Below are 23488 nucleotides of genomic sequence, written 5' to 3' on the forward strand. Positions count from 1 at the left end.
ACTCATTCAGAACTCACTTTGAAAAGGCATCCTGAATCAAACAGACAATAAGGCTTTATCACTGGTAAGTTTTTCGCCACGTATACGTTGGAATTCATCCATTAGTTTAGGAATGGTCAAATTCTTCTTCTCTTGTGCGTCAAATTCCAAAATAAATTGTCCTTTGTCCATCATGATTAATCTATTTCCTAAGTCCAAAGCTTGTTGCATATTATGCGTGATCATCAGCGTGGTTAGTTGATCCTTTTCAACCAGTTGTTTTGTTAAATTGGTAATCAGTTCCGCACGGGAAGGATCCAGTGCCGCTGTATGTTCATCCAATAGTAAAATCGACGGTTGTGTAAAGGTTGCCATTAATAGAGAAAGAGCTTGTCTTTCACCACCTGAAAGCAAACCCACTTTCGCATTCAAGCGGTTTTCAAGATTTAAATGAAGTGTTTCAAGAGATGTACGAAATAATTCCCGTCGTTTCCTGTCAACACCGATTCTTAATAAACGTTTCTTATTGCGTGAATAGGCCATTGCTAGATTTTCTTCGATTGTCATCGAAGGTGCTGTACCAGCCATCGGGTCTTGAAATACACGTCCAATCATCTGCGAACGCTTATACTCCGGCATTCTTGTAACATTTTTATTGGAGATTTCTATTTCACCAAAATCAGGAGACAAAGCGCCGGAAATCATATTCAACATAGTGGATTTCCCTGCGCCATTGCTTCCGATAACCGTCATGAAATCACCTGGATTTAAATGGAGATTAATCTGGTCCAAAGCGATTTTTTCATCTGGTGTGGCTTCATTGAATAATTTGTTAATCTGGACGAGTTTCAGCAACTGCAGCTCCCCCTTTTGAACGCGATTGAAACTCCATTAACCGTTCCGCATGCCGTTTGGCTTTTCTGCTTTTCTCTCTTCGTTTATCAAAGTATTGAGGGAGGATCAATGCGCCGATTACAATAACCGCTGTAATCAATTTCATGTCTCCCGTATCAAGAAAGTCCACTCTCAGTGCCCATCCGAGTACAATTCGATAAATAATAGCTCCTGCTATAACGGCAAATGTCGTACGGACAATGGTTTTCGTCCCGAATATTGCTTCACCGATAATTACGGAAGCTAGACCAATGATGATCATTCCTATTCCCATCCCAATATCGGCAAACTTCGCATATTGAGCAATCAATGCACCTGAGAATGCCACCAGAGCATTGGAGAAACCAAGTCCTACAATAATGAGTGTGTCAGTATTGGCTGACAGGCTACGGATCATTTTCTTATTATCGCCGGTCGCTCTAATCGCTAAGCCAATTTCGGTTCTTAAGAACCAATCAACCACAAATTTAATGAGCAACACGATGATGGTCATAATGAATAATGTACCCCAGGTAGCTGGCAAATGCTGTATCCCCAGCATGCTGAGGAAATTATTCACCGCGGTGTCGATTCCTAGAGGTCCCCAAAAAGATTGGAATTGATTGAACATTGACTCTGCATTTAGTAAAGGGATATTCGGACGACCTATGGAATTTTCCGAGGTCAGTCCCATTATTCGAAGATTAAGGGAATACAACGCAATCATCATCAAAATCCCGGAAAGTAGAGCATTGATTTTCCCTTTCGTATGTAGAAGGCCGGTGACACAGCCTGCAAGAAAACCGACAATGACGGCAAGCGCCGTCGCTGCCACTGGATGATATCCTAAGGTGATCATCGTGGCAGCAACCGCAGCTCCTGATACAAAACTTCCGTCAACGGTTAAATCCGGAAAATCCAAAACACGAAATGAAATATATACACCAAGTGCCATGATTGCATAGATGATTCCTTGCTCCACAGAGCCAAATACTGCTGAAAACATGTAGAATCACCTCCTGATTTATTTGCTGAATTCAGCTTTCCACTCGTCTTTTATCTCAAGTCCGATTGTTTCTGCTGTATCTTTGTTCATGATGAATTTTAACTTTTGTGGAATGTCTACTGGAATTTCGGCTGGCTTACTTTCACCTTTAAGGATTTTCACAGCTTTTTGACCAGCTTCGTACCCGATGTCATAGTATTCAAATCCATATGCAGCTAAACCGCCTCGTTTAACAGAATCGAATTCACCGACCATCATCGGCAATTTATTTTCATTTGCGACGGCAATGACCGATTCAAGCGCAGAAACAACAGTATTATCTGTAATGATGTACAAAGAGTCTACTTTGCCGATCAATGATTCTGTTGCTTGTTTTACATCTGCAGACGTTGCAACCGATGCCTCTACAACTGTCATATCCATATCTTTTAGCATCGCCTTGACCGCATCCACTTGGGCACGTGAATTTTGCTCTCCTGAGTTGAAAACCATCCCAACTTTTTTAGCTCCTAATTCCTCTTTCAGGAACTTCATCGTATTGGAAATCGCATCAGGATGACTATCAATCGTTCCAGTTACATTGCCGCCCGGTTTTTCCATCGATTCGACAAGCTCAGCCCCAACTGCATCTGTTACTGAAGTGAAGACAATTGGAATATCGCTTGTTTTACTCAAAGCAGCCTGTGCACTTGGTGTTGAATTTGCAAAAATTAAATCAACATTCGCACTGACAAGGTTGTCTGCTATAGTCGTGTTGATACTTGAATCACCTTGTGCAATTTGAACATCGTACTCTGCTTCAATCCCTGCATCTTCCAAAGCTTTTTTGAAGCCATCGTAAGCTGCATTTAAGGAAGGGTGCTCGACAATTTGTGTTACACCAATCTTAAATGTCTTATTTTCACTTGATGAATTCGTCTTTTCCCCATCTCCACATGCCCCTAGAAGCAATGCTGAACCGAGTAGTACAACTCCGATTTTTTTCAGACCATACTTCATTACAATTCCCCCTACTAGATTAGTTATATTTTCAAACTTGAAACCAAAGAAATGAATGCTACTGTGAAAAATTGTTTCTCGATTCAAATGATTAATAAATCTTTCTTCTTAGCAGGTGCGGCATGGATGGCTTGTCCGATTAGTCCTTCCACCGCTTCAAGCATGCTCTCACCCATTCCCGGATGAGCATAATGAGGGAATTTGACGTCTTCTTCTTTTGCGGCCATTTCTAGTAATTGCACAAAGGAACTGGACATTTCGATAGCCCCTTCTCCGATCATATGAATCCCGCTAATAATTTCTGTTGCGGGATCGGAAATCACTTTGATGAAACCATCCTTTTTTCCAGTTAGGGCTGCGTAGCCGTTGCCGCCAAGAGGGAATTGACTGACCCGAACATCAATCCCAAAGTTGCGGGCGTTCACTTCAGTAAGACCAACCGAAACAACAGGTGGAATGGTATGTGCCACAACTGGCATGAAAGTCATGTCGACTTCAGGTTTATGTCCGACAATCGCTTCAACCGCAGCTTTTCCTTGTTTAATTGCTTTAATTGCCATCAAAGGACCTTCGGTTACGTCTCCTATTGCGTAAATGGATGGAATCGATGAACGCATGGATGCGTCGACGTGAATGTAGCCTTCCTCCGTTTGTGCAACACCAATGCGTCCTATGCCAAGAGGTTTAATATTTGGTGTTCGGTATCCCGTTACAAAAAGATGTGAGCCTTGAATCGTTTCTTCGACGTTTTTGTCATTTTTAAACGTAACAGCAATTTCATGATTATGATCTTCAGTAGAGAGCAAATGAGCATCTTTATAGATATTTATTTTTCTACGTTTAAATAAACGCAGCAATTCTTTATAGATGGATTCATCAAAAGCAAAATTTGCTTTGTCCTCAAATAGAATGCTCACTTTTGCACCAAGTGCCGCAAAACTAGAAGCCACTTCAAGGGCAATATAATCCTGTCCTGAAACGACCAAGTGCTCTGGCATTTCATTGAGTTCAAATATTTCGTGTGATAACAGTATTCGTTTACTTTTTACTTTGATGGAGTCTGGCAGAATCGGAGAACTCCCGGTTGCAATGATCGCCTGCTCGAATTCAAAAATATCGAACTGATGACCATTTTCTACACCGATTTTGTCTGCTCCGAGAAAAGTAGCTTTGCCTTGAATCACTTCAATTTTATTGTTTTTACAGAGACTTTCGACGCCTGTTCTAAGACCATTAATTGCTTTGTCTTTATAACTCAGCAGCTTAGTCAAATTGAAAGTATCATCACCTTCACCAATCCCAAGTTCGTGTAAATGGTCCGTTTCTTCCCGTTTCTTTGCCGCGTGGGTAAAGATTTTTGATGGGATACAGCCTTTGTTCAGACAAACCCCGCCCATGTAGGACTGTTCAATCAAAGTAACCGACAAGCCAAGCTGCGCACCTCGTATCGCTGCAGAATATCCACCCGGCCCCCCGCCGATGATGATGAGATTTCGTTGTTGACTGATTTCACCGACAACCATATTAAATCATCTCCATCATCAATTTATGTGGGTGTTCAATAAGGCTCGCAAAGCGGTTTGTAAATGCTACAGCGGTTGCACCATCTGCGACTCTGTGGTCAAAAGCCATGGAGAGTGTCATGATATGACCGATGACAATTTCATCCAGCTCATTGACAATTGGTTGTTTTTTAGTTTTATGGAAAGCAATCAATGCCGTTTCCGGATAGTTGATAATAGGTGTAGCGCCTGTACTGCCAAGCGGACCGACATTACTTACAGTAAATGTGCTGTTCTGCATTTCAAACGGTTGTAGTTTCCCGGCGACCGCTCTTTCTGTCAAACCTTTTACATCTGAATGGATCGTTTTAATCGATTTCTTATCCGCATCGTGAACGACCGGAACAATCAAGCCGCTATCTGTGTTTGTAGCGATTCCGATATGATAATTTTTCTTAAGAAGAATCCGATTATTTTCTTCATCAAGTTCGGCATTGAAAATTGGGAAGTCTTTTAATGAAATGACTAGAGCTTTAATGAGGAAAGCAGAGACGCTGACCGATTCACCGGACGCTTTCAATTCTTCTCTCATTTTAAATAAGTTCGTCATGTTCACTTCATCAAAATGGGTAACATGCGGAATTGTGAATAATGATTTCGTCATCTTTTCCGCGATTTTTTTGCGTATGCCTTTAAACGGAATTTCATCAGGTGTTTCCTGACGAACTGCTGACTGAGGGACCGCCATAACTGATTCTTGATAAGTTTCAGTTTGATGACCTTTCAGGAATCGATAAACATCTTCCTCCGTCACTCTTCCAGATGGATCAGATGCTTGGACATCTTCTATATTAATGTTATGTTCACGCGCAATTTTACGAGTGTATGGCGCTGCCAAGACACGGGTGAAAGTCGTCTGCATATTCTTCTCTTTAAAGACAGTTGGAGTAATCATTTCGTTTTTTACTTCCTGTTTCATTTCAGGGGATGTTTTTTGTACTGTTTTTACTGATTCATCCGCTTCGATATAAATCAGGCTAGTTCCGACTCTAACCGTTTCGCCGGCATCGATAATGATTTTTTTTACGATACCTGAGCAGGGAGAAGTAAGTTCTGCAACCATTTTATCGGTCTGTACTTCAACAAGTGGTTGATCCGTACGTACGGAGTCCCCAACTTTAACCAAGTAATGGACAATCTCTCCTTCGGTCATCCCTTCTCCAATGTCATGTAGTTTTACTTCGAGCATGGCATTTCCCCCTTAAAAATGAACCACTTTTTCAATCCCTTCAACAATACGGGCAGGTGTAGGAAGGTAATGTTCTTCCAAAGTGAAGAAAGGAACAGGAACATCAAAGCCCGTAACTCTTTCGATTGGAGCACGTAAATATAGGAACGACGTGTCATTGATTATGGACACAATATCATTACCGAGCCCTCCGGTATGATGCGCTTCATGAATAATAACCGCTCTTGTCGTCTTTTGGACGGACTGTGCAATAATGTCCCGATCAATCGGATAGAGTGTACGAAGATCGATAATTTCACAACTGATGCCTTTTTTCTCTGCCTGTACGGCCGCTTTTTCAGCGATTGCAACCATGGCACCCCATGCAATCAAAGTGACATCCGTACCTTCACGGACGACTTTTCCTTTGCCAATTTCCACCGTATATTTTCCAACAGGTACTTCTTCTCTTTGCGAACGATAGTTTTTCATCGTTTCCAGGACCAGTACCGGGTCTGGATCTTCCATAGCTGCAATCAGTAACCCTTTTGCATCATACGGATTTGAAGGGCAGACAACTTTTATTCCCGGCATATGAGTGAACAAAGTTTCTGTACTATCGGAATGGATTTCAGGTGCACGAATTCCCGCTCCGTATGGGGCCCTGATGACCATAGGTACCGTAAAATGTGACATTGAACGCATACGGATACGGGAAACATGGGTCATGATTTGTTCGTATGCGGGATAGATAAAACCAAGGAACTGTATTTCCGCAATCGGTTTGAATCCGTTAACAGCAAGACCAATGGACGTTCCAATGATGCCGGATTCAGCTAGTGGGGTATCCACTACACGGTCGGCTCCGAACTTTTCCTGAAGCCCTTCTGTCGCACGGAACACTCCTCCATTTTTCCCGATGTCTTCACCCAGGATGATGGTACGATCATCCTCTTCGAGCAATAATCGCATGCCATCATTAATTGCCTGGATCATCGTCATCTGGGTTGTCTGTGCCTCTTCATGATTTGATTCTTTCATTGTCGTCATCCTGTCACCGCCTCCCCAAATGTGCAAGATATGCTTCTTTCTGTTCAGCGAGTTGAACGGGCAATACTGCGAATACATGATTGAAAACATCTTCCACGTTTGGCGGTGGGTAGTTTTCCATTTCATCGACAGCCGCTTCGACTTCATTCGCTGTTTTTTCTGTCATTTCCTTAATCCACTGTTCATCCCAGTAGCCATAGTTTTTCATGAACAATTCCATTCGTTCCATAGGGTCAACAATATGCTGGCCTTGTTCCGCAGGGCGATATTTCGATGGATCATCCGCAGTCGTGTGAGCACCTTTTCGCCATGTAACTGCTTCTATTAATGTCGGTCCATCTCCATTACGTGCACGGTCAAATGCTTTTTTCGTTTCAAAGTAGACCGCCAGACAATCATTTCCGTCAATACGGACACCTGGTATTCCATAAGCAACTGACTTTTGTGCAATCGTCTTGGAATTCATTTGTTTTTCCATCGGAACTGAAATCGCATAGCCGTTATTTTGATTGAAGAAAACGACTGGAACTTTGAATACGCTCGCAAAATTCAGTCCTTCATGAAAGTCACCTTCTGAAGTGGCTCCGTCCCCGAAATAAGCAATGGAGGCATTTTTTGTTCCTTTCAGCTTTTCTGCCCAAGCTGCACCCGCAGCATGAGGCAGTTGAGTAGCAATCGGTACAGCCGGAGGAAAGATATTTCTACCTTCAGGTGGTACACACCCTTCTACTCTTCCATTCCAATACAAAAATGTTCTAGTCATGCTTTTTCCAAAAGTCAGAGTCGCACCATGGTCACGATAAGTCGGGAAGACCCAGTCATTCTCCTCAAGCGCTAACGCACTTCCTACCTGTGCTGCTTCTTGCCCTTCGAAAGGCGCATATGTACCAAGTCGCCCTTGTCGTTGCAAGTTAATAGATTTTCTGTCATAAGTGCGGATACGCAGCATGTTGTAATACAATTCTTTTACCAATTTTTCATCAATCGTATTTTTATAACTTTCATCAACGAGAACGCCTTGATCGTCTATTATTCTTTTGATCGGATAGTTTTGTTCCACTTAACTTGCCTCCATTCAGGATAAGTTGCGTATGGACCACTTTGGTTTAGCTGGTGCTGTGTAGAAGCTATTTCGCTTCGATCTTTCCACAATTCGTTTTTCACACATCTCATTTGCGGATTCTTCTGTTGTTTTGCCGCTGCTGCTCGCTTCCTTGAACACTTCCAAAATCGCATCATAAATATGTTTTGTTTTGGCAAGTACACGTTCATGATTAATCCCGTACAATTCATCAGCTACTTGAATAAGGCCGCCGGAATTGACGATATAATCAGGAGCGTATAAAATTCCTTTTTCGTGTAACATTTTCCCGTGAGTGTCATTCAATAGTTGATTGTTAGCTGCACCAACGATTGCTTTTACTTTAAACTGAGCGATTGTATTGTCATTGATGATTCCACCAAATGCACAAGGAACGAATATATCTGCCTGCTGTGAATAAATATCTTCTTTTGCTATCACGGTCACTTTGCCGGCAGTTGTTGCTGCTTTCGCTTTAATGGCATCTATACTATCCTGATGGATATCTGTTACGAAAATTTCAGCACCAGCTTCAAGCAATCCGCATGCAACTTTAAATCCAACCTTTCCAAGGCCTTGAATGGCATAGGTGTGTCCGCCCAATTCATCGTTTCCAAAGAGCATATGATTGGTCGCTTTAATGCCGTATAGGACACCTGCTGCCGTCGGAATAGATGAATCCCCGCCACCACCATATTCGACCGGAAGGCCGTTGATAAAATTGGTTTCTTTTGAAGCGTGTATGAAATCATCCATTGCCGTACCCATATCTGTTCCAGTATAAAAACGGCCACCTAAAGAATTGACAAATTGACCGAATGCACGGAACAGTTCAGGTGACTTATCTGTTTTCGGATCCCCGATTATGACTGCTTTTCCGCCTCCAAAATCAACATCAGCGGCAGCGCATTTGTAAGTCATCCCTTTTGACAATCGCAGAACATCTTCCAGTGCCTCGTCCATACTGTTATAAGGTTGCATACGGCATCCGCCGAGTGCAGGACCGAGAGTTGTATTATGGATTGCAATGATGGCACGCAAACCAGTGGAAGGATCGTTACAAAAAACCACTTGTTCATGTGCACTCATTTTATCGAAGAGTTCAAATTCTTTAGCCATTGATGTTCTTTCTGCAACTTTCATTCGAAAAGCCTCCTTAAAATCTATCACTTGAATTTGCTAAATTTAGACTGACGCTTCTTTTAACTTATTGGCTATTGTTTCTTTTGATAGGATGACTTGCATGACTTCACCTTTCCCAATTACACCTAAATGGTTTCGTGCCGTTACTTTTGTCTTAACAAAATTGTCGCGAAGTTCGATCACATTAGCTGTCAAAGACACGACTGAACCAAGAGGTGATGCAGCAATATGTTTCAGTTGGACTGATGCACCCATTCCCTCTTCATGCTCTTCCAAAAAAGGAAGAATGATTTTTCTTGAAACCCACTCCATATGGTATGTCATTGCTACTGTTGAATAGACAGGGTGAACGACTTCACCTTCAAATGCAGCATACATATCCTCTGTCACAATGATTTCGATCGATTCTTCTCTGCCTAACTCCAGTCCTCGTTTCATGATCTATCTCCTACTTACTATTTAGTTTATGTACATGTTATGAACGAAATCGTAGATTAATAGAAAAAAGTTTATATTCCAGAAAGATTTTCAAATAATCAACACATAAATGTAAACGTTTACAAAGCGATTTTGAAAATCATTTGCGGAATGCCCACTTTGGTTTCATTGCTGTAGTGAAAAAGCCATTTCTATTCCTTTTGTTTTCAATTCTTTTGTCACACATCATATTTGCAGCTTCCATCGTCGAAATCCCATTTTTTATAGCCATCTCGTATACTTCTAAAATGGCATCATAGATATGCCTTGTTTTAGCAAGGACTCTTGCGTGATTAATGCCATACAATTCATCAGCCACCTGAATCAGTCCGCCTGAATTGATAATATAATCTGGTGCGTACAGAATGCCCTTTTGCTGAAGTCTTCTGCCATGCGTTTCATTTAGCAATTGATTGTTTGCAGATCCTGCTATTGCTTTCACCTGGAACTGTTCAATTGTCTGATCGTTAATGATTCCTCCAAGTGCACAAGGGACAAATACATCCGCTTCCTGTGAATAGATATCTTCACTTCCAACAACCTTCACTGTTCCCGATGTAGTTGAGGCTAATTCTTCTATTATTCTCAGACTTTCATGACTGATATCGGTAACATAGAGATGTGCCCCTTCTTCAAGTAAACCGATGGCAACTTTAGATCCTACTTTTCCTAAACCTTGAATGGCGTATGTTCTTCCACCCAAGTCTGGCTTGCCAAAAAGAGATTGATTCGTTGCCTTTATGCCATAAAGAACACCCGCTGCCGTAGGAACAGAGGAATCGCCCCCACCTCCATATGCCACTGGTAGACCTACAATGTAATGTGTCTCTTTTGAAGCGTGTATGAAATCTTCCATGGTCGTACCCATATCCGTCCCAGTATAAAATCTGCCGCCTAATGAATTTATAAATTGACCGAATGCCCGAAACAACTCAGGTGATTTATCTGATTTCGGATCCCCGATAATAACTGCTTTTCCACCACCAAAATCCACACCTGCAGCCGCACATTTATAGCTCATTCCTTTGGATAATCTGAGGGCATCTTCGAGTGCCTCTTCGACGCTTCGATATGGATGCATCCGACACCCCCCTAAAGCGGGTCCTACCGTTGTGTTATGGATGGCAATAATCGCACGGAGACCGGTTGAAGGATCATTACAAAAAACTACTTGTTCATGCTCTGCCATCCTTTCAAAGAGTTCAAATTCGCCAGACAATGGAATGCTTTTAGCAGTTTCCATCCATCAATCCCCCTCTTAAGCCAAAGATGTAACATTCACTTTACTTTACATAATAAAATTATCGACATTTATATTCATTTATTTCTTTAATCCATTGTATGATGCACTTCATCGTATAACACTATTTCAACGTAATATTATCAAAATGTAATATTATAGTCAATACAATAATCGGAAAACTCTATATTTTTGGAATTAATAGATACTTATTTTTAACAAGTCATCTTTTGCATTTTCAATTCGTTCAACAAGTGCTTATTGTACGTAGTTTTATAATGTTAAAGGAACAATTAGATAGAGAAAGAGCCCTTCCTTTGTTAGCGACTTGGAAGGGCTTTTGATTTACGGTGTACGACTCACGATTCATCTGGATCTGTGAGAAATACTGGAACAAATAACAAATATGATGTGTTCCCATTATTCATATTTTCTATTAAGCATTTGATTCAATTCTTTTGAAGTTCGGTTGATTTGATGGTTTGCTTCATCCAACATGCTCTCTACCAATTCCTTGACACTCGGGATATGGTCAATCAAACCAGCTATCTGACCGCTATTGATAAAACCGTTTTCCAAATCACCATCCATTGCACCTTTGACGTGATGCTTTTCGGTAGTCATTTCACCGTATTGTGCAAAGGTCATGCCTTGTTGTTCATGTTCGTCCAGTTTCTGTGAATAAGGTGTCTTCAAGATTCTTCTCAGCATTCCTACACTGCGTCCTACAATAATCGTTGCTGTATCACTCGCATTCACTAAACTGTTCTTATAGTTGTCGTGGAATGGTGCTTCTTTGGTGGCAATCAATCGTGTTCCAATTTGAACACCGCTCGCCCCCAGCATCAGTGCAGCCGCGAGTCCTTTACCGTCTCCGATACCACCAGCTGCAATAACGGGGAGTTGGACATTTTTCACAATCTGAGGAATGAGTGTGAATGTCGTCAATTCAAGATTGGAATTGATACCCGCAGCTTCAAATCCTTCCGCCACTAGAAGATCGGCACCTGCCGCTTCCGCTTTTTGTGCATGTTTTACGGAAGCTACAAGAACAATCACTTTCACACCATGCTCATGTAAAGTCTGAATAAAAGGAACTGGGTTTCCAGCTGATAAAGAAACAATCGGAATGCCATGTTTAATAACGAGCTCAATTAATTCTTTTGTATATGGAGAGACATTAATGGCGATGTTGATCGCGAAGTTTCGTTTCGTCTGTTGTTTCGTTTGAAGGATAATTTGTTCCACTTCGTCAGGTGTCATCGTTCCACACCCGATCGTTCCTAATCCACCAGCTTCGGACACAGCAGAAGTTAACGGGGCATTGCTTATATTCCCCATCCCCCCCTGTATAATTGGGTAGTCAATTTGCAACATCTCACAAACATATTTCATTTTCCATTCACCTCTACTAGAATATGTTATAGTAATTGTAGTTGAAAGACAATTGCGTGAATTTGAATTGGGGGTAATAATGTTGATTATTTCATTTAAAGGAAATACACCTAAACTAGCTTCAACGGTATTCGTTGCGCCAGGAGCGAAAATTATCGGAGAAGTAATAGTAGGGGAAGAATCAACTATTTGGTTCAACGCCGTTTTACGTGGAGATGAAGGACTTATTTCGATTGGAAAAAGATGCAGTATTCAAGACAATTCTACGATTCATTTGTATGAAGATGCACCTGTTATAGTTGAAGACGAAGTAACAGTTGGCCATAATGTCATCTTACACGGCTGTAAAATTGGAAAACGTTCGATCATCGGCATGGGTTCCACCATACTGGATCATGCTGAAATCGGGGAAGAATGCATCATCGGTGCCAATACATTAATTCCTCCCGGCAAAAAATTCCCACCGCGTTCATTAGTTGTGGGATCGCCAGGAAAAGTAGTTAGGGAACTGAGCGATAAAGACTTTGAAATTATCCAGCTTTCCATTGATACGTATGTTCAAAAAGGATACGACTACCGAGAAATTCTTCAAAGCAAAGAAACTGAATAAGTAAAAACTGGGAACTGGGCCAACGGGTAACTTGTTCCGGTTTACATTAAAAATGATCAGCAAAATGCACCGTATTTTTCTAAAGGGTTCTATTGAGAGGTGTATCATCTCAATAGAACCCTGTTTTCTTCATCTAATTATCCCCCTTTAATTAGACAGTAAAGTTTCAATACTTTTTCTTCAAAAATACATATTTTATTCCACATATCACTTCTTGTAACCTAATACCTTTCCTTTCACATTTTCAATCGGTAAGACTCCAAAATCTTTACTATCAGTACTTCTCCACCAGTTATCTCCCAAGACAAATACAGTGTTCGCTTCAACTTTTACAGGCTCCATAGTTGTTGCAAAGTATTCTTTCCAATATTCATCGTCACTTCTAGTAGCAAGGTCGGATTCTTTGAAAAATCCCTCTTCATTCTGACCTCTTCTCAACACTTTAGAATAAAAAGTATCTAGTTTCTTGCCATCTATAAATACTTGACCCTTCTTAATCTCTACGGTTTCGCCCTCTAGCCCAACTACTCTTGAAATGTAATACTCAGGCATATTGAAGTCTGGATTGCTTTCTATTGTGAAGTCGGGTGATTTGAAGTAAATAACATCTCCGCGTTTAATTTCCTTGTCTTCAGGATCAACAACTAAACGGGGATGAGCCGATGTTTCATAATCGTGGTCACCTCTATCCATATTGTCGTAATCCCATTCCAATAACAACGAATTTTCAAGAGGTTCTACCAATTCGACTTCTGGTTTTGTGTCTTTGTCTGTAATCGTTTCCATATCATTCGAAGCAACCTCTGGTGAACACGCAGTCAATAATACTGCCACTCCAATCAGTAAATACTTTTTCAACTCAACCATCTCCTTCATTTATGTTATACCAAAAATATCCATTTAATCATTAAAAATAATGAATATTCCGTGAACAATAAAAATAAAAAAACGCTGAACTTTAATCAGCGTCTGTCTAACATTTATAAATAATATCTTCCCAAGAATACACTTTGTCAGTGATTCAAAGAAGATTAATGAATATCTTTCTTTTTGAACCTACCGCCACTAACTTCCACCACTTCATATATCGTTACAAATGCATTGACGTCAATTTCCTGTATGATTTCTTTCATTTTACTTTCTTCCAAGCGATTAATTACACAAGTGATTTCTTTAAATTGCTCATTTGAGTAGCCGCCTTCAACGATGCTATATGTGGCTCCACGGCCTAAGCGGTCACGAATTGTCTCTACCATGATTTCGGGTTGATTCGTAATAATTTTAAAGGTTTTAGAACCACTTAAACCTTCTTCAACAATGTGAATAACTTTAGAAGCAATAAAGTAAGCGATTGCCGATAAGATAGCCCCTTGAAAACCGAAAACTAACGAAACAACAATAAAGACAAAGACGTTTAAAAATAAGATAAGATCGCTTGTTCCAAAAGGTAATTTTCTGGATAGTAATACGGCTAACATATCAATTCCATCTAAGGCGCCACCATTTCGTAAGGCTAAACCCATACCGAAACCAATTATAATACCGCCGACAACGGTTACTAACAAAGTATCGCCATGAATGATGGTTGATACTCCGTGCATAAGGATCGTGCCAACTGCTAAGGATGCTATCCCGATTACTGAGTATATAGCAAAACGCTTACCGATTTGCTTATAACCTAAAAATACGAACGGGAGATTCAGTATTGCAATAAGTGCTCCTAAAGGCAAATCGAACAATTCTGACCCAACAATACTTAGGCCTGTCACACCACCATCTGAGACATTGTTCGGGATTAATACCGCTTCTAGTCCATATGCAGTAATAAAGCCCCCAATAATGACCAATAGTGCTCGCAAAATAATTTTAAGATTTTTTTGCTTTGCGATTGTTTTCTTTTTAATTTTCTCGTTTAATGTCTCTTTCATCAAATTTCCCCTTACATAAATTACACGGATTGATAACATATTTTTTACCTTGTTTTAGTTATTTTAACATACCAATAAAGTAAAGAACCGTATTTTCACCTTAATAACACCTGATTCAAGCTTTCAATCATCCATTATTATCGTCCTCATTTAGATTATTATTTTCATGGGAGTTATATAAGGATGAGTCCCTCCGAACTTTAAAACAATTGTAATTTCGTATTAAATTCCTCGTAATTATATTTAAATTCTTCTTCAGTTACTGCATCGACATTTTTTGCTCGGTCGTCCGAAACGACAAGGTATCCACCTAGCATTATTTAGGTGAGAACTGTACGACGACCATTAGACCCCCCCCTAAAAGGGGAACCCGATTACAGCATTTTTTTGGATATCCATTCATATTGAATATCAGGTAAATTCTCTTCATTTTCATGTCCTCTGCCGATGATTTCAAATCCATGTTTTTCATAAAATCGTTGTGCATTCTCATTTACTTCAAATGTGTATAATGTTAATCTCCCACTTGATTGTGCTTTTACTTTATCTAGTAATGAATGACCTATACCAATTCCTTGGTAATCTATATGAATATATAATTGGCTTATTTCCATTTCATTATAGACAATCATTCCAACTACGTTTTCATCAATTAACGCTAAATCTATTTGAAACTGTTCAGGTAATATATGATTTAAAAAATATACGTGATTTTCAAAGCTGTGAATTTCTTTCTGACCAATAGCCTGTTCCTTACTTTCTCGCCACATATCCACTGTTTGTTCAGCATATTTAGCGTTGTACTGAGTAATTATCAATTTATGATGGTTCATTACAAAATCTCCTTTAGTTTTGTTAACTGCTCTATATGTTGTTTTATGTTAGTAAGTCGGATTAGAAAAAGAGCTGACTATGCAGCTCACTGATTTAAATTGATTATTTAACGAGTGGAGATGTCTGTTTTTCCCATTCGGTAGGTCCTTCGTTAGTTTCAATAAATTTTCTCCAATAATCTCCACTTTGTTTATCAAAAATAATAATATTGCTGTCGTTTGGTGAAATTAATTCATATCTGTTTTGCTCTTCATCCTTAGTTGTTCCATTGGTTGAAGTATCTCTTATTGCTCCTGAAATTTGAAATGATGAATAAAGAATGGAAATACTTAAAACTACAATTGCCCCTGTTAAAGCTAATCTCGTCGTTTTCTCGTTCAATATGTAACCCCCATTTATTTTTGAATAAACTTCAGTAACCTAATTTTGGTTTTACATGAACATTCTACATAGTTGATTAGTTATCCTGTTTTTTATATTCTTCAACTAATCAAGCTCCACACAATGGCTATTATTTTAGTTTTCATATAAATAAAAAATGACCAACAAATCAATTTAAAATTTGTTGGTAGTCTTTATTACATATTTATTGTTTGAGAGGAATGGTTTAGTTGGTCAGCGATGTTTCTAATTTGTTAATTAAAAATTCCTTTTGACTCATTCACTCATTAAAGGATGGTCATCCGCATCATATGATTTGTCTTTCCACCGCATATCATTGTCTTCTTGGAAGACCTCTTCGAAGAATTGACTTGCTGATTGAGCAAGCAATTTATAGTATTGTTCGAACAACAGTGCCGCATGATGACCATTCCATATTTCCGGAAGCAACTCTTTTGGAAGTCCAGGATCTGCGAAGAGAAATTTTCGGTATTCATGAACAAGCTTCGTGCGTTCCACAAAACATTCGGCATCCGACATCTGGCCTTTGCTCATCATGCTTTGATGGACGATGAACTGTTTGCTGTAGGTCGAAATGAATTCCTGATATTTCATTTCTATCTCTTGAAGGGGCCAGCTTTTTTCGACGAGTGATCGATCTGCTTGCGGTCCTTTATATGAGGACACGAAGAAATCTGCATAATCTTGAATCTCGTACTTTTCAATTAGAAGATTCACTTCTTTTTCTAGATTGTTCGGTGAAATCCAGCAACCGTTTGAAAAGCTGCCAAACCCGCTCCATAACAGTTCTTTACGAAGTTCATCGCGAATCTGTCTCTTTTCTTCAGGAATCGTATACATCAGCATACGCCATTTTCCATCCCACTCGTCTGGTGTTAATTTGAATATGCGGACTGCCGCTTCTTCCATACGGGCTTCACCACGTGGGGTCAAGAAATAATAACTCTTATTGCCTTTTTTTTCAGACTCAATCCATCCTTGCTTCATCATTCTGGAAACCGCTACGCGCACGGATTGTTCATTATGTCCAAATTCTTTTAACAGGCGAATTAAACTACCAATCCATATTTTGTTTCCGTAATGCCGGATGTAATCACCATAAATTGTAAAAATCATGGATTGTGTGTTTGCCAATTCATTTCACTCTTTCTTTTTTGCTATTCAACATATATCAAGATTTATTCCATTTTTCATTATATCGTTATATTACTAAAATGAACATTAAATCCCAGTGAATATTGGACGACGTTTTTCACTAAATGCGTTTAAAGCTTCGATACGATCAGTAGTCGGAATCACCAACTCATAAGCTTTCGACTCAATAGCTAACCCTGTCTGCAAGTCTGTATTCATTCCAGTTGAAATAGCGTACTTTGCCTGTTTAATCGCAACAGGACCATTTTTCATCATATTTAAAGCGAACTGCTCGCATGTTTCTAGCAACTGTTTTTTCTCTACGACTTTTAATACGATGCCAAGTTCGACACCTTCCTCAGCTGTGAACTTTCTAGCCGTGAAAATCAGTTCTTTTGCTTTCATTTCTCCTACAAGTCTTGGAAGTCGTTGAGTACCCCCAGCACCTGGGATGATGGCCCAGCTTGTTTCGGTTAATCCCATCTGAACATCTTTTGCTGCAATTGAAAAATCACAGGCAATCATCAATTCAAAACCCCCACCAAAAGCATAGCCATTTACGGCAGCAATCGTGGGCTGAGGAAGATTTGCGATGCTATTAAATACATCTCTAATAGCTCTCACATTTCTTCGAACTTCGGTTTCAGTCAGCGTCTTGCGTTCTTTTAAATCGGCTCCGGCACTGAATGCTTTATCCCCAGCTCCAGTGAAAATAACAACACGAACATCTGGATCAAGAGAGATTGAATCTGTCACCGATTGCAGTTCCTGAAGCGTTTCGAAATTAAAGCAGTTCAAAGCTTGTTCTCTATTAATGGTCACATACCCGATATGGTTTTCTTTTCTATATAGAACAGTTGACATACTGCTCCTCCCTCCAAATAATAAGTGCAGCAGTTTTAAATCATTCAAGTCTTGCTTTATTCAATCTCGGAAATCGTTACAGAACTATTAGCATTATAAGTAAATGCTGGTGAATACCCCGTTTTCTCTGTGATATGTTGCCATTTTTATAACTGAGGGGCAGCCTTATTTGGACATTTGAACTTATTCCGATATATTCTCGATAATTGTTGCGATTCCCTGACCGACTCCGATACACATCGTAGCCAGGCCATATTGAACGTTCTCTCTTTTCATTTCATATAAAAGTGTGGTTAATATTCTTGCGCCACTGGCACCAAGAGGGTGACCAAAAGCAATCGCACCACCATTAACATTCACTTTTTTATCGTCCAGCTCTAATTGCTTTATACACTCTAGCGACTGTGAGGCAAAAGCTTCATTTAATTCAACCAATCCAATATCATTTGCAGTCAGACCGGTTCGTTCCAATACTTTTCTCGTCGCGTAAATAGGACCTAGCCCCATCACATTTGGTTCGAGGCCAGCTGTAGCACCGGCCACGTATTTCGCCAGAGGTGTTAAGTTCAATTCTTTCGCTTTTTCTGCACTCATCAGCAACAAAGCAGACGCACCGTCATTCACCCCTGAAGCGTTCCCTGCCGTAACCGTACCATCTTTAAAAATCGGTTTCAGCTGACTGAGTTTCTCAAAAGTAGTATCCGGACGAGGATGCTCATCCTGCTTCACCACTACGTTATTTCCTTTTCGGTCCACATAAACAACCGGAACAATCTCATCAGCAAAACGGTTTTCTTCCAATGCTTTTTTAGCTCGTTGCTGACTTTCAAAAGCAAATTGATCCTGACTCGCTCGTGTAATTTTGAATCGCTGAGCTACATTTTCCGCAGTCTCGGGCATCGAGTCCGTTCCGTACATCTCTTTTAACTTACTATTGGTAAAGCGCCAACCAATTGTAGTATCCTGCAATTCCATATTGCCTCTGGGGAATGCTTGAGTTGGTTTTGCCATGACCAGTGGTGCGCGCGTCATGCTTTCAGTTCCACCAGCGATGTAAACATCTCCATCTCCCACTGCAATGGCTCTCGCCGCATACATAACAGCGTCAAGACCTGAACCGCACAGACGATTTATCGTGGTGCCTGCCACTTCAACCGGAAGTCCTGCTAATAATGCAGACATACGTGCAACATTGCGGTTATCTTCTCCTGCCTGATTGGCATTCCCTAAAACAACTTCTTCAATTTGTGAAGTTATCAGACCTGGATTACGCTCAATCAATGCCTTGATCACGACTGCCCCCAAGTCATCAGGTCGCACATCTTTTAATGCACCGTTATATCTTCCAATAGGTGTTCTTACTGCGTCTACGATGACCACTTCTCTCATTTCTTGACCCACTCTTCTTCTATTGTATAGTCGTATACACCCTTGCCGGTTTTTCGTCCGAGACGACCCGCTTTGACATATTGTTCAAGGAGCGGTGCCGGGCGGTATTTCTCCCCGAGCTTTGCATGTAAATAGTTTAAGTTGTTTAGGCGAGTGTCGAGTCCTACCAAATCTACAAGTTCGAATGGACCCATTGGATAATTTAAGCCGAGCTTAATTGCTTTATCAATTTCTTCAGGTGTGCCAAGTCCTTCCTGAAGCATGTAGAAGGCTTCGTTACCAACGAGGGCACTAATCCTACTAGTAACAAATCCCGGGAATTCATTGATAACAACCGTTTCTTTGCCCATCTTTTCTGCAACTTCTTTGATTGTTTTGGCAGTTTCATCACTGGTTTCCAAGCCACGGACAATTTCAACAAGCGGCATCTTATGTACAGGATTGAAAAAATGCATCGCTATCGTTTTATCAGGTCGTTTTGCAAATGAAGCAATTTCTGTCGGACTCATCGTTGACGTATTCGTCGCGAAATAACAATGAGCAGGTGCGTGTTCTTCCATTGTTTCAAACACTCGTTTTTTTATAGTAATCTCTTCAGGAACCGCTTCAATAATCAAATCCGCTTCTCGTGCAGCTTCGGATAAGTTTGGTTGAAAACTTAAGTTCCGCAATGCATTTGAAGCATGATCAGAAGATAATTTCCCAAGCGCTACCCCTTTTTCAAACATTCGTTCAATTTCCTTTTTTGCATTTTCCAATGCATGTTCATGTATGTCGACTACAGTTACATCATAACCACCAACTGCGCCAACATAAGCAATTCCTCTGCCCATCAAACCTGAACCGACAACAACCATACGGTTAATCACGAGATATTCCTCCTTTTGAGGTGAAAGAATACGGACAGGGGGTTGGATAACTCCCTGTCCGTCATTCAAAAGATTTTATAGACCGAACGGATTTAAAGGACGGCTACCATAGTACGATAAAATACTTTTCGTTTCTGTATAAAGGTCCAATGTTTCTATGCATAGTTCGCGCCCGAATCCGGATTGTTTATAGCCGCCAAAAGGCGTTCCAGGGAAAGCAGAGAACGGACAGTTGACCATAACGATTCCAGCTTGAATCTGATTGGCAACGCGAGTAGCACGTGCTCCATCTTTAGACCAGACAGCCGAACCTAATCCGAACTCAGTATCGTTTGCTAGGCGGATCGCTTCTTTTTCATCTTTGAATTTCATCACAACGACAACTGGTCCGAAGATTTCATCTGTTACAGCCTTCATGTCGTGATTTACGTTTGCGATGATTGTCGGCTCATACCAGAAACCATTTTCATAGCCTTCTGGTTTCGCGATATTTCCTCCGACAAGGATTTCCGCTCCTTCTTTTTTAGCGGATTGGACATAGCCATCAATTGTTTCAAGTTGTGCTTGATCAATAATGGCCCCCACATGAGTTGCTTTATCAAACGGATTGCCCATCTGTAATTTCTTCGCTTTTTCTACAAACTTGTTCATGAATTCATCGTAAATGTCTTCATGGACGTATAAACGAGAACGTGCCTCACATGATTGGCCCGAATTATAGAATATGCCAAATAATGATCCATCAACCGCAGCATCAATATCTGCATCTTCAAATACTAGACTTGGAGATTTACCGCCAAGCTCCAATGTCACGCGTTTTAATGTTTCAGATGCTTTACCCATAATGTCTTTACCGATTGGTGTAGAACCTGTAAAGGCAACTTTATTTACTCGTGGATGCTCCACTAAGAAGTTTCCGACTTCCGCTCCCGAACCTGGAATCACGTTCACTACACCTGCAGGAACCCCTGCTTCAAGACAGATTTCTCCAAGGATAATTGCAGTGAGTGGAGTAAGTGATGCCGGTTTGACAATTACTGAACATCCTACAGCTATTGCAGGTGCGATTTTCCATGCCGCCATCATTAACGGATAGTTCCATGGAATGATTTGAGCGCAAACTCCAACGGGCTCTTTCTCAGTATAATTGTGGAATTGACCCGGAACGTTATTTACTGTGCCGCGATGCCCAACGATTGCGCCTGCGTAAAACTCAAAATCTTCGATAGCTTGAGACACTTGCCCTTGTGCTGCATGAAGCGATTTACCAGTATCAAGCATTTCCAATTCCACTAGCTCATTGAAACGAGAGCGCATGATTCCTGCAATTTTATTCAATACCTGCGCTCGGCGACCAATCGGATAGAGCTTCCACTTTCCATGGTCAAAAGAATTACGTGCCGCTTCAACTGCTTTTTCAGCATCTTCTTTAGAAGCTTTTGCCACTTCCGCAATCAATTCACCAGTAGCCGGATTGAAAGTTTTAATCGTATCACCATTGCTACTGTTCACTTTTTCACCATTAATAATTAAATGATAAAAATCACGTTTCATTGATTCTTGCTCAAGTTGATTTTCTTTGATCGTTGCCATGTCATTACTCCCCCTATTGTCCTGAAAAGACAGGTTTTCGTTTTTCCATAAATGCATTGACACCTTCACGGTGATCTTTTGTAAGTCCTGCTATTCGTTGCCCTTGAGCTTCATGTTCAAGGTAATCTTCAAACGAAAGTTCTGGAACCGCTTTCAAATACCGTTTAATCAATCCGACTGCTTTCGTCGGTAAAGAGGCAATGCGTTTTGCAAAAGCAGTTACATCTTCTTCCCAACTTTCCGCTGAGATAAGTTGTGTTGCCAGTCCCATATTAAATGCATCTTCTGCTTTCACTTTTTCACCCAATATTGAAAGTTCTATAGCCTTCGCTTCACCCACCAGGCGTGTTAAATAATAGAGATTCCCTGAATCGGGAATGAGACCAACATGGATAAACGCATTAATAAAACTTGCGCGCTCTGAGACAAGCCTGAAATCACAAGCAAGTGCTAAACTGAATCCAGCTCCCGCCGCAACTCCATTTACAGCTGCGATAAGTGGTTTTTCACACTGCCTGATTTGCTTCATCATCGGACCATAATGGTCACGCAAGACTTGACCGTGATCCATCTTTTCATCGACTTCCGATAAATCCTGTCCAGAACAAAATGCCCGTCCTTCTCCTGATATGACAATGCAGCGAACATGTTCATCGTTGGATGCAGTTTTGATTGCGTCTTTTACTTCACGGTTCATTTGAGCGACAAATGCATTCAAACTGTCCGGTCTATTTAAATAGAGCCATGCAATACCGTCTTTGACGTCGTAACGGATTGTCTCAAACATCCTACACACTCCCTACTTCCCTTTATAATCGGGTTTTCTCTTTTCAACAAACGCATTCATGCCTTCTTTTTGGTCCTGTGTTGAGAACAGCAGATAGAAGTTTTTCCGTTCATACTGCATGCCTTCAAATAAGGAAGAATCAACTGCCTTGTTTACAGAATCTTTGATAAGACGTAAGGATAGGGGCGGTTGCTTGGCAAGTTTGTTTGCGAACTTCATACACTCTTCCATTAGAAGTTCTGGTGCTACGATTTTATTAATGACTCCATATTTTAAAGCTTCATTCGCTGAAATACGCTCGCCCGTCCATAGCCACTCCAAAGCTTTTGTCCGTCCGGCAAGTTTCGTCAAGCGCTGTGTTCCACCTGCTCCGGGCATGACACCAAGACCTACTTCAGGGAATGAAAACTCTGTCCCACTGGCTGTAATTAGAACGTCACAACATAGTGCAAGCTCGAATCCTCCGCCGAAAACAAATCCTTTTACAGCACCAATAATCGGCTTCTTAATGAGGGCCAACCGATCCCAATCGGCAAATTGATTCAGCAGTTCCAGACTGATTGAATCATCATTCGTCATTTCGTCGATGTCCGCACCTGCCGAGAAAGCTCTGCCCTTACCAGTCAACACGATCACACGCACCTGGTCATCTCGATCAAAACCTTCCATCGCCTCGACCAGTTCCCTTACCATTTTCCTGTTCAAGGAATTCAACTGACGCGGGCGATTCAGCTCGATTAACGCCACGTTTCCTTCAATGGAAGTTTCAATGAATTCAAACGCGTTCATTACGCATCTTCACCAATCATCAATGTAACTAGATTCCCTGCAAATCCCATTAGGTCTTTACCAGAAGCTTTTCCTTCAGCAGAACGTATACCTTGTTGCATCGATTCCATATCATCGTAGATCATCTCGCACATAAGGTAATATTTACTTTCTCCTCCCATTGGAGAACCAGTGAATTTGGTCACTTTCATTTCGCGCAGACCAGGAATTTTTGCTGTCAGCGGTCCATGGACATTGAAGTAATGATCATCGAAAGCCTCTTTGTTTTCAGGGTGTTTGTATAATGCGATTAATTTAGCCATTATTTTCTCCTCAC

24 protein-coding genes are annotated in these 23488 nt (G+C 40.7%); 1 reads left to right on the plus strand and 23 read right to left on the minus strand.

Features of this window, described 5'->3' with window-relative positions:
* Window positions 1-36: 36 nt before the first annotated feature.
* From MHH33_RS09735 to MHH33_RS09785, 11 genes are all read right to left on the minus strand, one after another.
* Window positions 37-834 (minus strand): ABC transporter ATP-binding protein, encoded by a 798-nt coding sequence (locus tag MHH33_RS09735; RefSeq protein ID WP_342541611.1) that lies wholly within the window; start codon window positions 832-834, stop codon window positions 37-39.
* Window positions 812-1858 carry an ABC transporter permease gene (locus tag MHH33_RS09740; RefSeq protein ID WP_342541612.1) on the minus strand — a complete coding sequence of 349 codons (1047 nt, stop codon included), beginning with the start codon at window positions 1856-1858 and terminating at the stop codon, window positions 812-814. The genes MHH33_RS09735 and MHH33_RS09740 overlap by 23 nt, the downstream gene beginning before the upstream one ends.
* Window positions 1859-1876: 18 nt before the next feature.
* Window positions 1877-2857 carry an ABC transporter substrate-binding protein gene (locus tag MHH33_RS09745; RefSeq protein ID WP_342541613.1) on the minus strand — a complete coding sequence of 327 codons (981 nt, stop codon included), beginning with the start codon at window positions 2855-2857 and terminating at the stop codon, window positions 1877-1879.
* A gap of 83 nt (window positions 2858-2940) precedes the next feature.
* Window positions 2941-4380 carry an FAD-dependent oxidoreductase gene (locus MHH33_RS09750; RefSeq protein ID WP_342541614.1) on the minus strand — a complete coding sequence of 480 codons (1440 nt, stop codon included), beginning with the start codon at window positions 4378-4380 and terminating at the stop codon, window positions 2941-2943.
* Window position 4381: 1 nt separating this feature from the next.
* Window positions 4382-5608: a dihydrolipoamide acetyltransferase family protein gene (locus MHH33_RS09755; RefSeq protein WP_342541616.1), complete on the minus strand. Its 1227-nt coding sequence runs from the start codon at window positions 5606-5608 to the stop codon at window positions 4382-4384.
* Window positions 5609-5620: 12 nt separating this feature from the next.
* A complete protein-coding gene (locus MHH33_RS09760) occupies window positions 5621-6637 on the minus strand; it encodes an alpha-ketoacid dehydrogenase subunit beta (RefSeq protein ID WP_016427263.1) in 1017 nt (338 codons plus the stop codon).
* A 4-nt stretch (window positions 6638-6641) separates the two neighbouring features.
* Entirely contained in the window at window positions 6642-7697 is a 1056-nt protein-coding gene (gene pdhA, locus MHH33_RS09765; protein WP_342541617.1) for a pyruvate dehydrogenase (acetyl-transferring) E1 component subunit alpha, read from the minus strand.
* Window positions 7698-7712: 15 nt separating this feature from the next.
* On the minus strand, window positions 7713-8861 hold the full coding sequence (locus tag MHH33_RS09770; RefSeq protein ID WP_016427265.1) for a Glu/Leu/Phe/Val dehydrogenase: 1149 nt from the start codon (window positions 8859-8861) through the stop codon (window positions 7713-7715).
* Window positions 8862-8903: 42 nt separating this feature from the next.
* On the minus strand, window positions 8904-9299 hold the full coding sequence (locus MHH33_RS09775; protein ID WP_016427266.1) for a hypothetical protein: 396 nt from the start codon (window positions 9297-9299) through the stop codon (window positions 8904-8906).
* Window positions 9300-9438: 139 nt separating this feature from the next.
* Window positions 9439-10581, minus strand: coding sequence for a Glu/Leu/Phe/Val dehydrogenase (locus MHH33_RS09780; protein WP_342541618.1), 1143 nt, complete (start codon window positions 10579-10581; stop codon window positions 9439-9441).
* A 417-nt stretch (window positions 10582-10998) separates the two neighbouring features.
* Window positions 10999-11973 carry a DUF561 domain-containing protein gene (locus MHH33_RS09785; RefSeq protein WP_342541619.1) on the minus strand — a complete coding sequence of 325 codons (975 nt, stop codon included), beginning with the start codon at window positions 11971-11973 and terminating at the stop codon, window positions 10999-11001.
* A gap of 82 nt (window positions 11974-12055) precedes the next feature.
* Here MHH33_RS09785 and MHH33_RS09790 point away from each other — a divergent pair, with 82 nt between their 5' ends.
* Window positions 12056-12583: a gamma carbonic anhydrase family protein gene (locus MHH33_RS09790; protein WP_036659350.1), complete on the plus strand. Its 528-nt coding sequence runs from the start codon at window positions 12056-12058 to the stop codon at window positions 12581-12583.
* A 207-nt stretch (window positions 12584-12790) separates the two neighbouring features.
* On the opposite strand, the gene lepB is transcribed toward MHH33_RS09790, so the two are convergent.
* The 12 genes from lepB to MHH33_RS09850 all read right to left on the minus strand — a co-directional run bounded on the left by lepB (window position 12791) and on the right by MHH33_RS09850 (window position 23474).
* On the minus strand, window positions 12791-13441 hold the full coding sequence (gene lepB, locus MHH33_RS09795; protein WP_342541620.1) for a signal peptidase I: 651 nt from the start codon (window positions 13439-13441) through the stop codon (window positions 12791-12793).
* Window positions 13442-13614: 173 nt separating this feature from the next.
* Window positions 13615-14511 (minus strand): YitT family protein, encoded by an 897-nt coding sequence (locus tag MHH33_RS09800; protein ID WP_342541621.1) that lies wholly within the window; start codon window positions 14509-14511, stop codon window positions 13615-13617.
* Window positions 14512-14885: 374 nt separating this feature from the next.
* Window positions 14886-15344: a GNAT family N-acetyltransferase gene (locus tag MHH33_RS09805; RefSeq protein ID WP_342541622.1), complete on the minus strand. Its 459-nt coding sequence runs from the start codon at window positions 15342-15344 to the stop codon at window positions 14886-14888.
* 103 nt (window positions 15345-15447) lie between these two features.
* On the minus strand, window positions 15448-15726 hold the full coding sequence (locus MHH33_RS09810) for a hypothetical protein (RefSeq protein WP_342541623.1): 279 nt from the start codon (window positions 15724-15726) through the stop codon (window positions 15448-15450).
* A 276-nt stretch (window positions 15727-16002) separates the two neighbouring features.
* Window positions 16003-16863 carry a phenylacetic acid degradation operon negative regulatory protein PaaX gene (paaX, locus tag MHH33_RS09815; protein WP_036659697.1) on the minus strand — a complete coding sequence of 287 codons (861 nt, stop codon included), beginning with the start codon at window positions 16861-16863 and terminating at the stop codon, window positions 16003-16005.
* 105 nt (window positions 16864-16968) lie between these two features.
* Window positions 16969-17745 (minus strand): enoyl-CoA hydratase-related protein, encoded by a 777-nt coding sequence (locus MHH33_RS09820; RefSeq protein ID WP_016427275.1) that lies wholly within the window; start codon window positions 17743-17745, stop codon window positions 16969-16971.
* Window positions 17746-17928: 183 nt separating this feature from the next.
* Window positions 17929-19134 carry an acetyl-CoA C-acyltransferase gene (locus MHH33_RS09825; protein WP_342543758.1) on the minus strand — a complete coding sequence of 402 codons (1206 nt, stop codon included), beginning with the start codon at window positions 19132-19134 and terminating at the stop codon, window positions 17929-17931.
* On the minus strand, window positions 19131-20003 hold the full coding sequence (locus tag MHH33_RS09830; RefSeq protein ID WP_342541624.1) for a 3-hydroxyacyl-CoA dehydrogenase: 873 nt from the start codon (window positions 20001-20003) through the stop codon (window positions 19131-19133). Before MHH33_RS09830 ends, MHH33_RS09825 begins: the two co-directional genes overlap by 4 nt.
* Window positions 20004-20078: 75 nt before the next feature.
* Window positions 20079-21596 (minus strand): aldehyde dehydrogenase family protein, encoded by a 1518-nt coding sequence (locus MHH33_RS09835; RefSeq protein WP_342541625.1) that lies wholly within the window; start codon window positions 21594-21596, stop codon window positions 20079-20081.
* Between the two features lie 13 nt (window positions 21597-21609).
* Window positions 21610-22383, minus strand: coding sequence for an enoyl-CoA hydratase-related protein (locus MHH33_RS09840; protein WP_342541626.1), 774 nt, complete (start codon window positions 22381-22383; stop codon window positions 21610-21612).
* 12 nt (window positions 22384-22395) lie between these two features.
* On the minus strand, window positions 22396-23172 hold the full coding sequence (locus MHH33_RS09845) for an enoyl-CoA hydratase-related protein (RefSeq protein WP_342541628.1): 777 nt from the start codon (window positions 23170-23172) through the stop codon (window positions 22396-22398).
* Entirely contained in the window at window positions 23172-23474 is a 303-nt protein-coding gene (locus MHH33_RS09850; protein ID WP_342541629.1) for an EthD family reductase, read from the minus strand. The genes MHH33_RS09845 and MHH33_RS09850 overlap by 1 nt, the downstream gene beginning before the upstream one ends.
* Window positions 23475-23488: the final 14 nt, after the last annotated feature.

The sequence above is a fragment of the Paenisporosarcina sp. FSL H8-0542 genome (genome assembly GCF_038632915.1).
Classification (GTDB): Bacteria; Bacillota; Bacilli; order Bacillales_A; family Planococcaceae; genus Paenisporosarcina.

Bases quoted from the DNA above. Each gene is read 5' to 3' on its own strand.
- MHH33_RS09740 (WP_342541612.1), bottom strand. From the start codon at position 1,858: ATGTTTTCAGCAGTATTTGGCTCTGTGGAGCAAGGAATCATCTATGCA.
- MHH33_RS09745 (WP_342541613.1), bottom strand. From the start codon at position 2,857: ATGAAGTATGGTCTGAAAAAAATCGGAGTTGTACTACTCGGTTCAGCA.
- MHH33_RS09750 (WP_342541614.1), bottom strand. From the start codon at position 4,380: ATGGTTGTCGGTGAAATCAGTCAACAACGAAATCTCATCATCATCGGC.
- MHH33_RS09755 (WP_342541616.1), bottom strand. From the start codon at position 5,608: ATGCTCGAAGTAAAACTACATGACATTGGAGAAGGGATGACCGAAGGA.
- MHH33_RS09760 (WP_016427263.1), bottom strand. From the start codon at position 6,637: ATGACGACAATGAAAGAATCAAATCATGAAGAGGCACAGACAACCCAG.
- MHH33_RS09770 (WP_016427265.1), bottom strand. From the start codon at position 8,861: ATGAAAGTTGCAGAAAGAACATCAATGGCTAAAGAATTTGAACTCTTC.
- MHH33_RS09775 (WP_016427266.1), bottom strand. From the start codon at position 9,299: ATGAAACGAGGACTGGAGTTAGGCAGAGAAGAATCGATCGAAATCATT.
- MHH33_RS09780 (WP_342541618.1), bottom strand. From the start codon at position 10,581: ATGGAAACTGCTAAAAGCATTCCATTGTCTGGCGAATTTGAACTCTTT.
- MHH33_RS09785 (WP_342541619.1), bottom strand. From the start codon at position 11,973: ATGAAATATGTTTGTGAGATGTTGCAAATTGACTACCCAATTATACAG.
- MHH33_RS09800 (WP_342541621.1), bottom strand. From the start codon at position 14,511: ATGAAAGAGACATTAAACGAGAAAATTAAAAAGAAAACAATCGCAAAG.
- MHH33_RS09805 (WP_342541622.1), bottom strand. From the start codon at position 15,344: ATGAACCATCATAAATTGATAATTACTCAGTACAACGCTAAATATGCT.
- paaX (WP_036659697.1), bottom strand. From the start codon at position 16,863: ATGATTTTTACAATTTATGGTGATTACATCCGGCATTACGGAAACAAA.
- MHH33_RS09820 (WP_016427275.1), bottom strand. From the start codon at position 17,745: ATGTCAACTGTTCTATATAGAAAAGAAAACCATATCGGGTATGTGACC.
- MHH33_RS09825 (WP_342543758.1), bottom strand. From the start codon at position 19,134: ATGAGAGAAGTGGTCATCGTAGACGCAGTAAGAACACCTATTGGAAGA.
- MHH33_RS09835 (WP_342541625.1), bottom strand. From the start codon at position 21,596: ATGGCAACGATCAAAGAAAATCAACTTGAGCAAGAATCAATGAAACGT.
- MHH33_RS09840 (WP_342541626.1), bottom strand. From the start codon at position 22,383: ATGTTTGAGACAATCCGTTACGACGTCAAAGACGGTATTGCATGGCTC.
- MHH33_RS09845 (WP_342541628.1), bottom strand. From the start codon at position 23,172: ATGAACGCGTTTGAATTCATTGAAACTTCCATTGAAGGAAACGTGGCG.
- MHH33_RS09850 (WP_342541629.1), bottom strand. From the start codon at position 23,474: ATGGCTAAATTAATCGCATTATACAAACACCCTGAAAACAAAGAGGCT.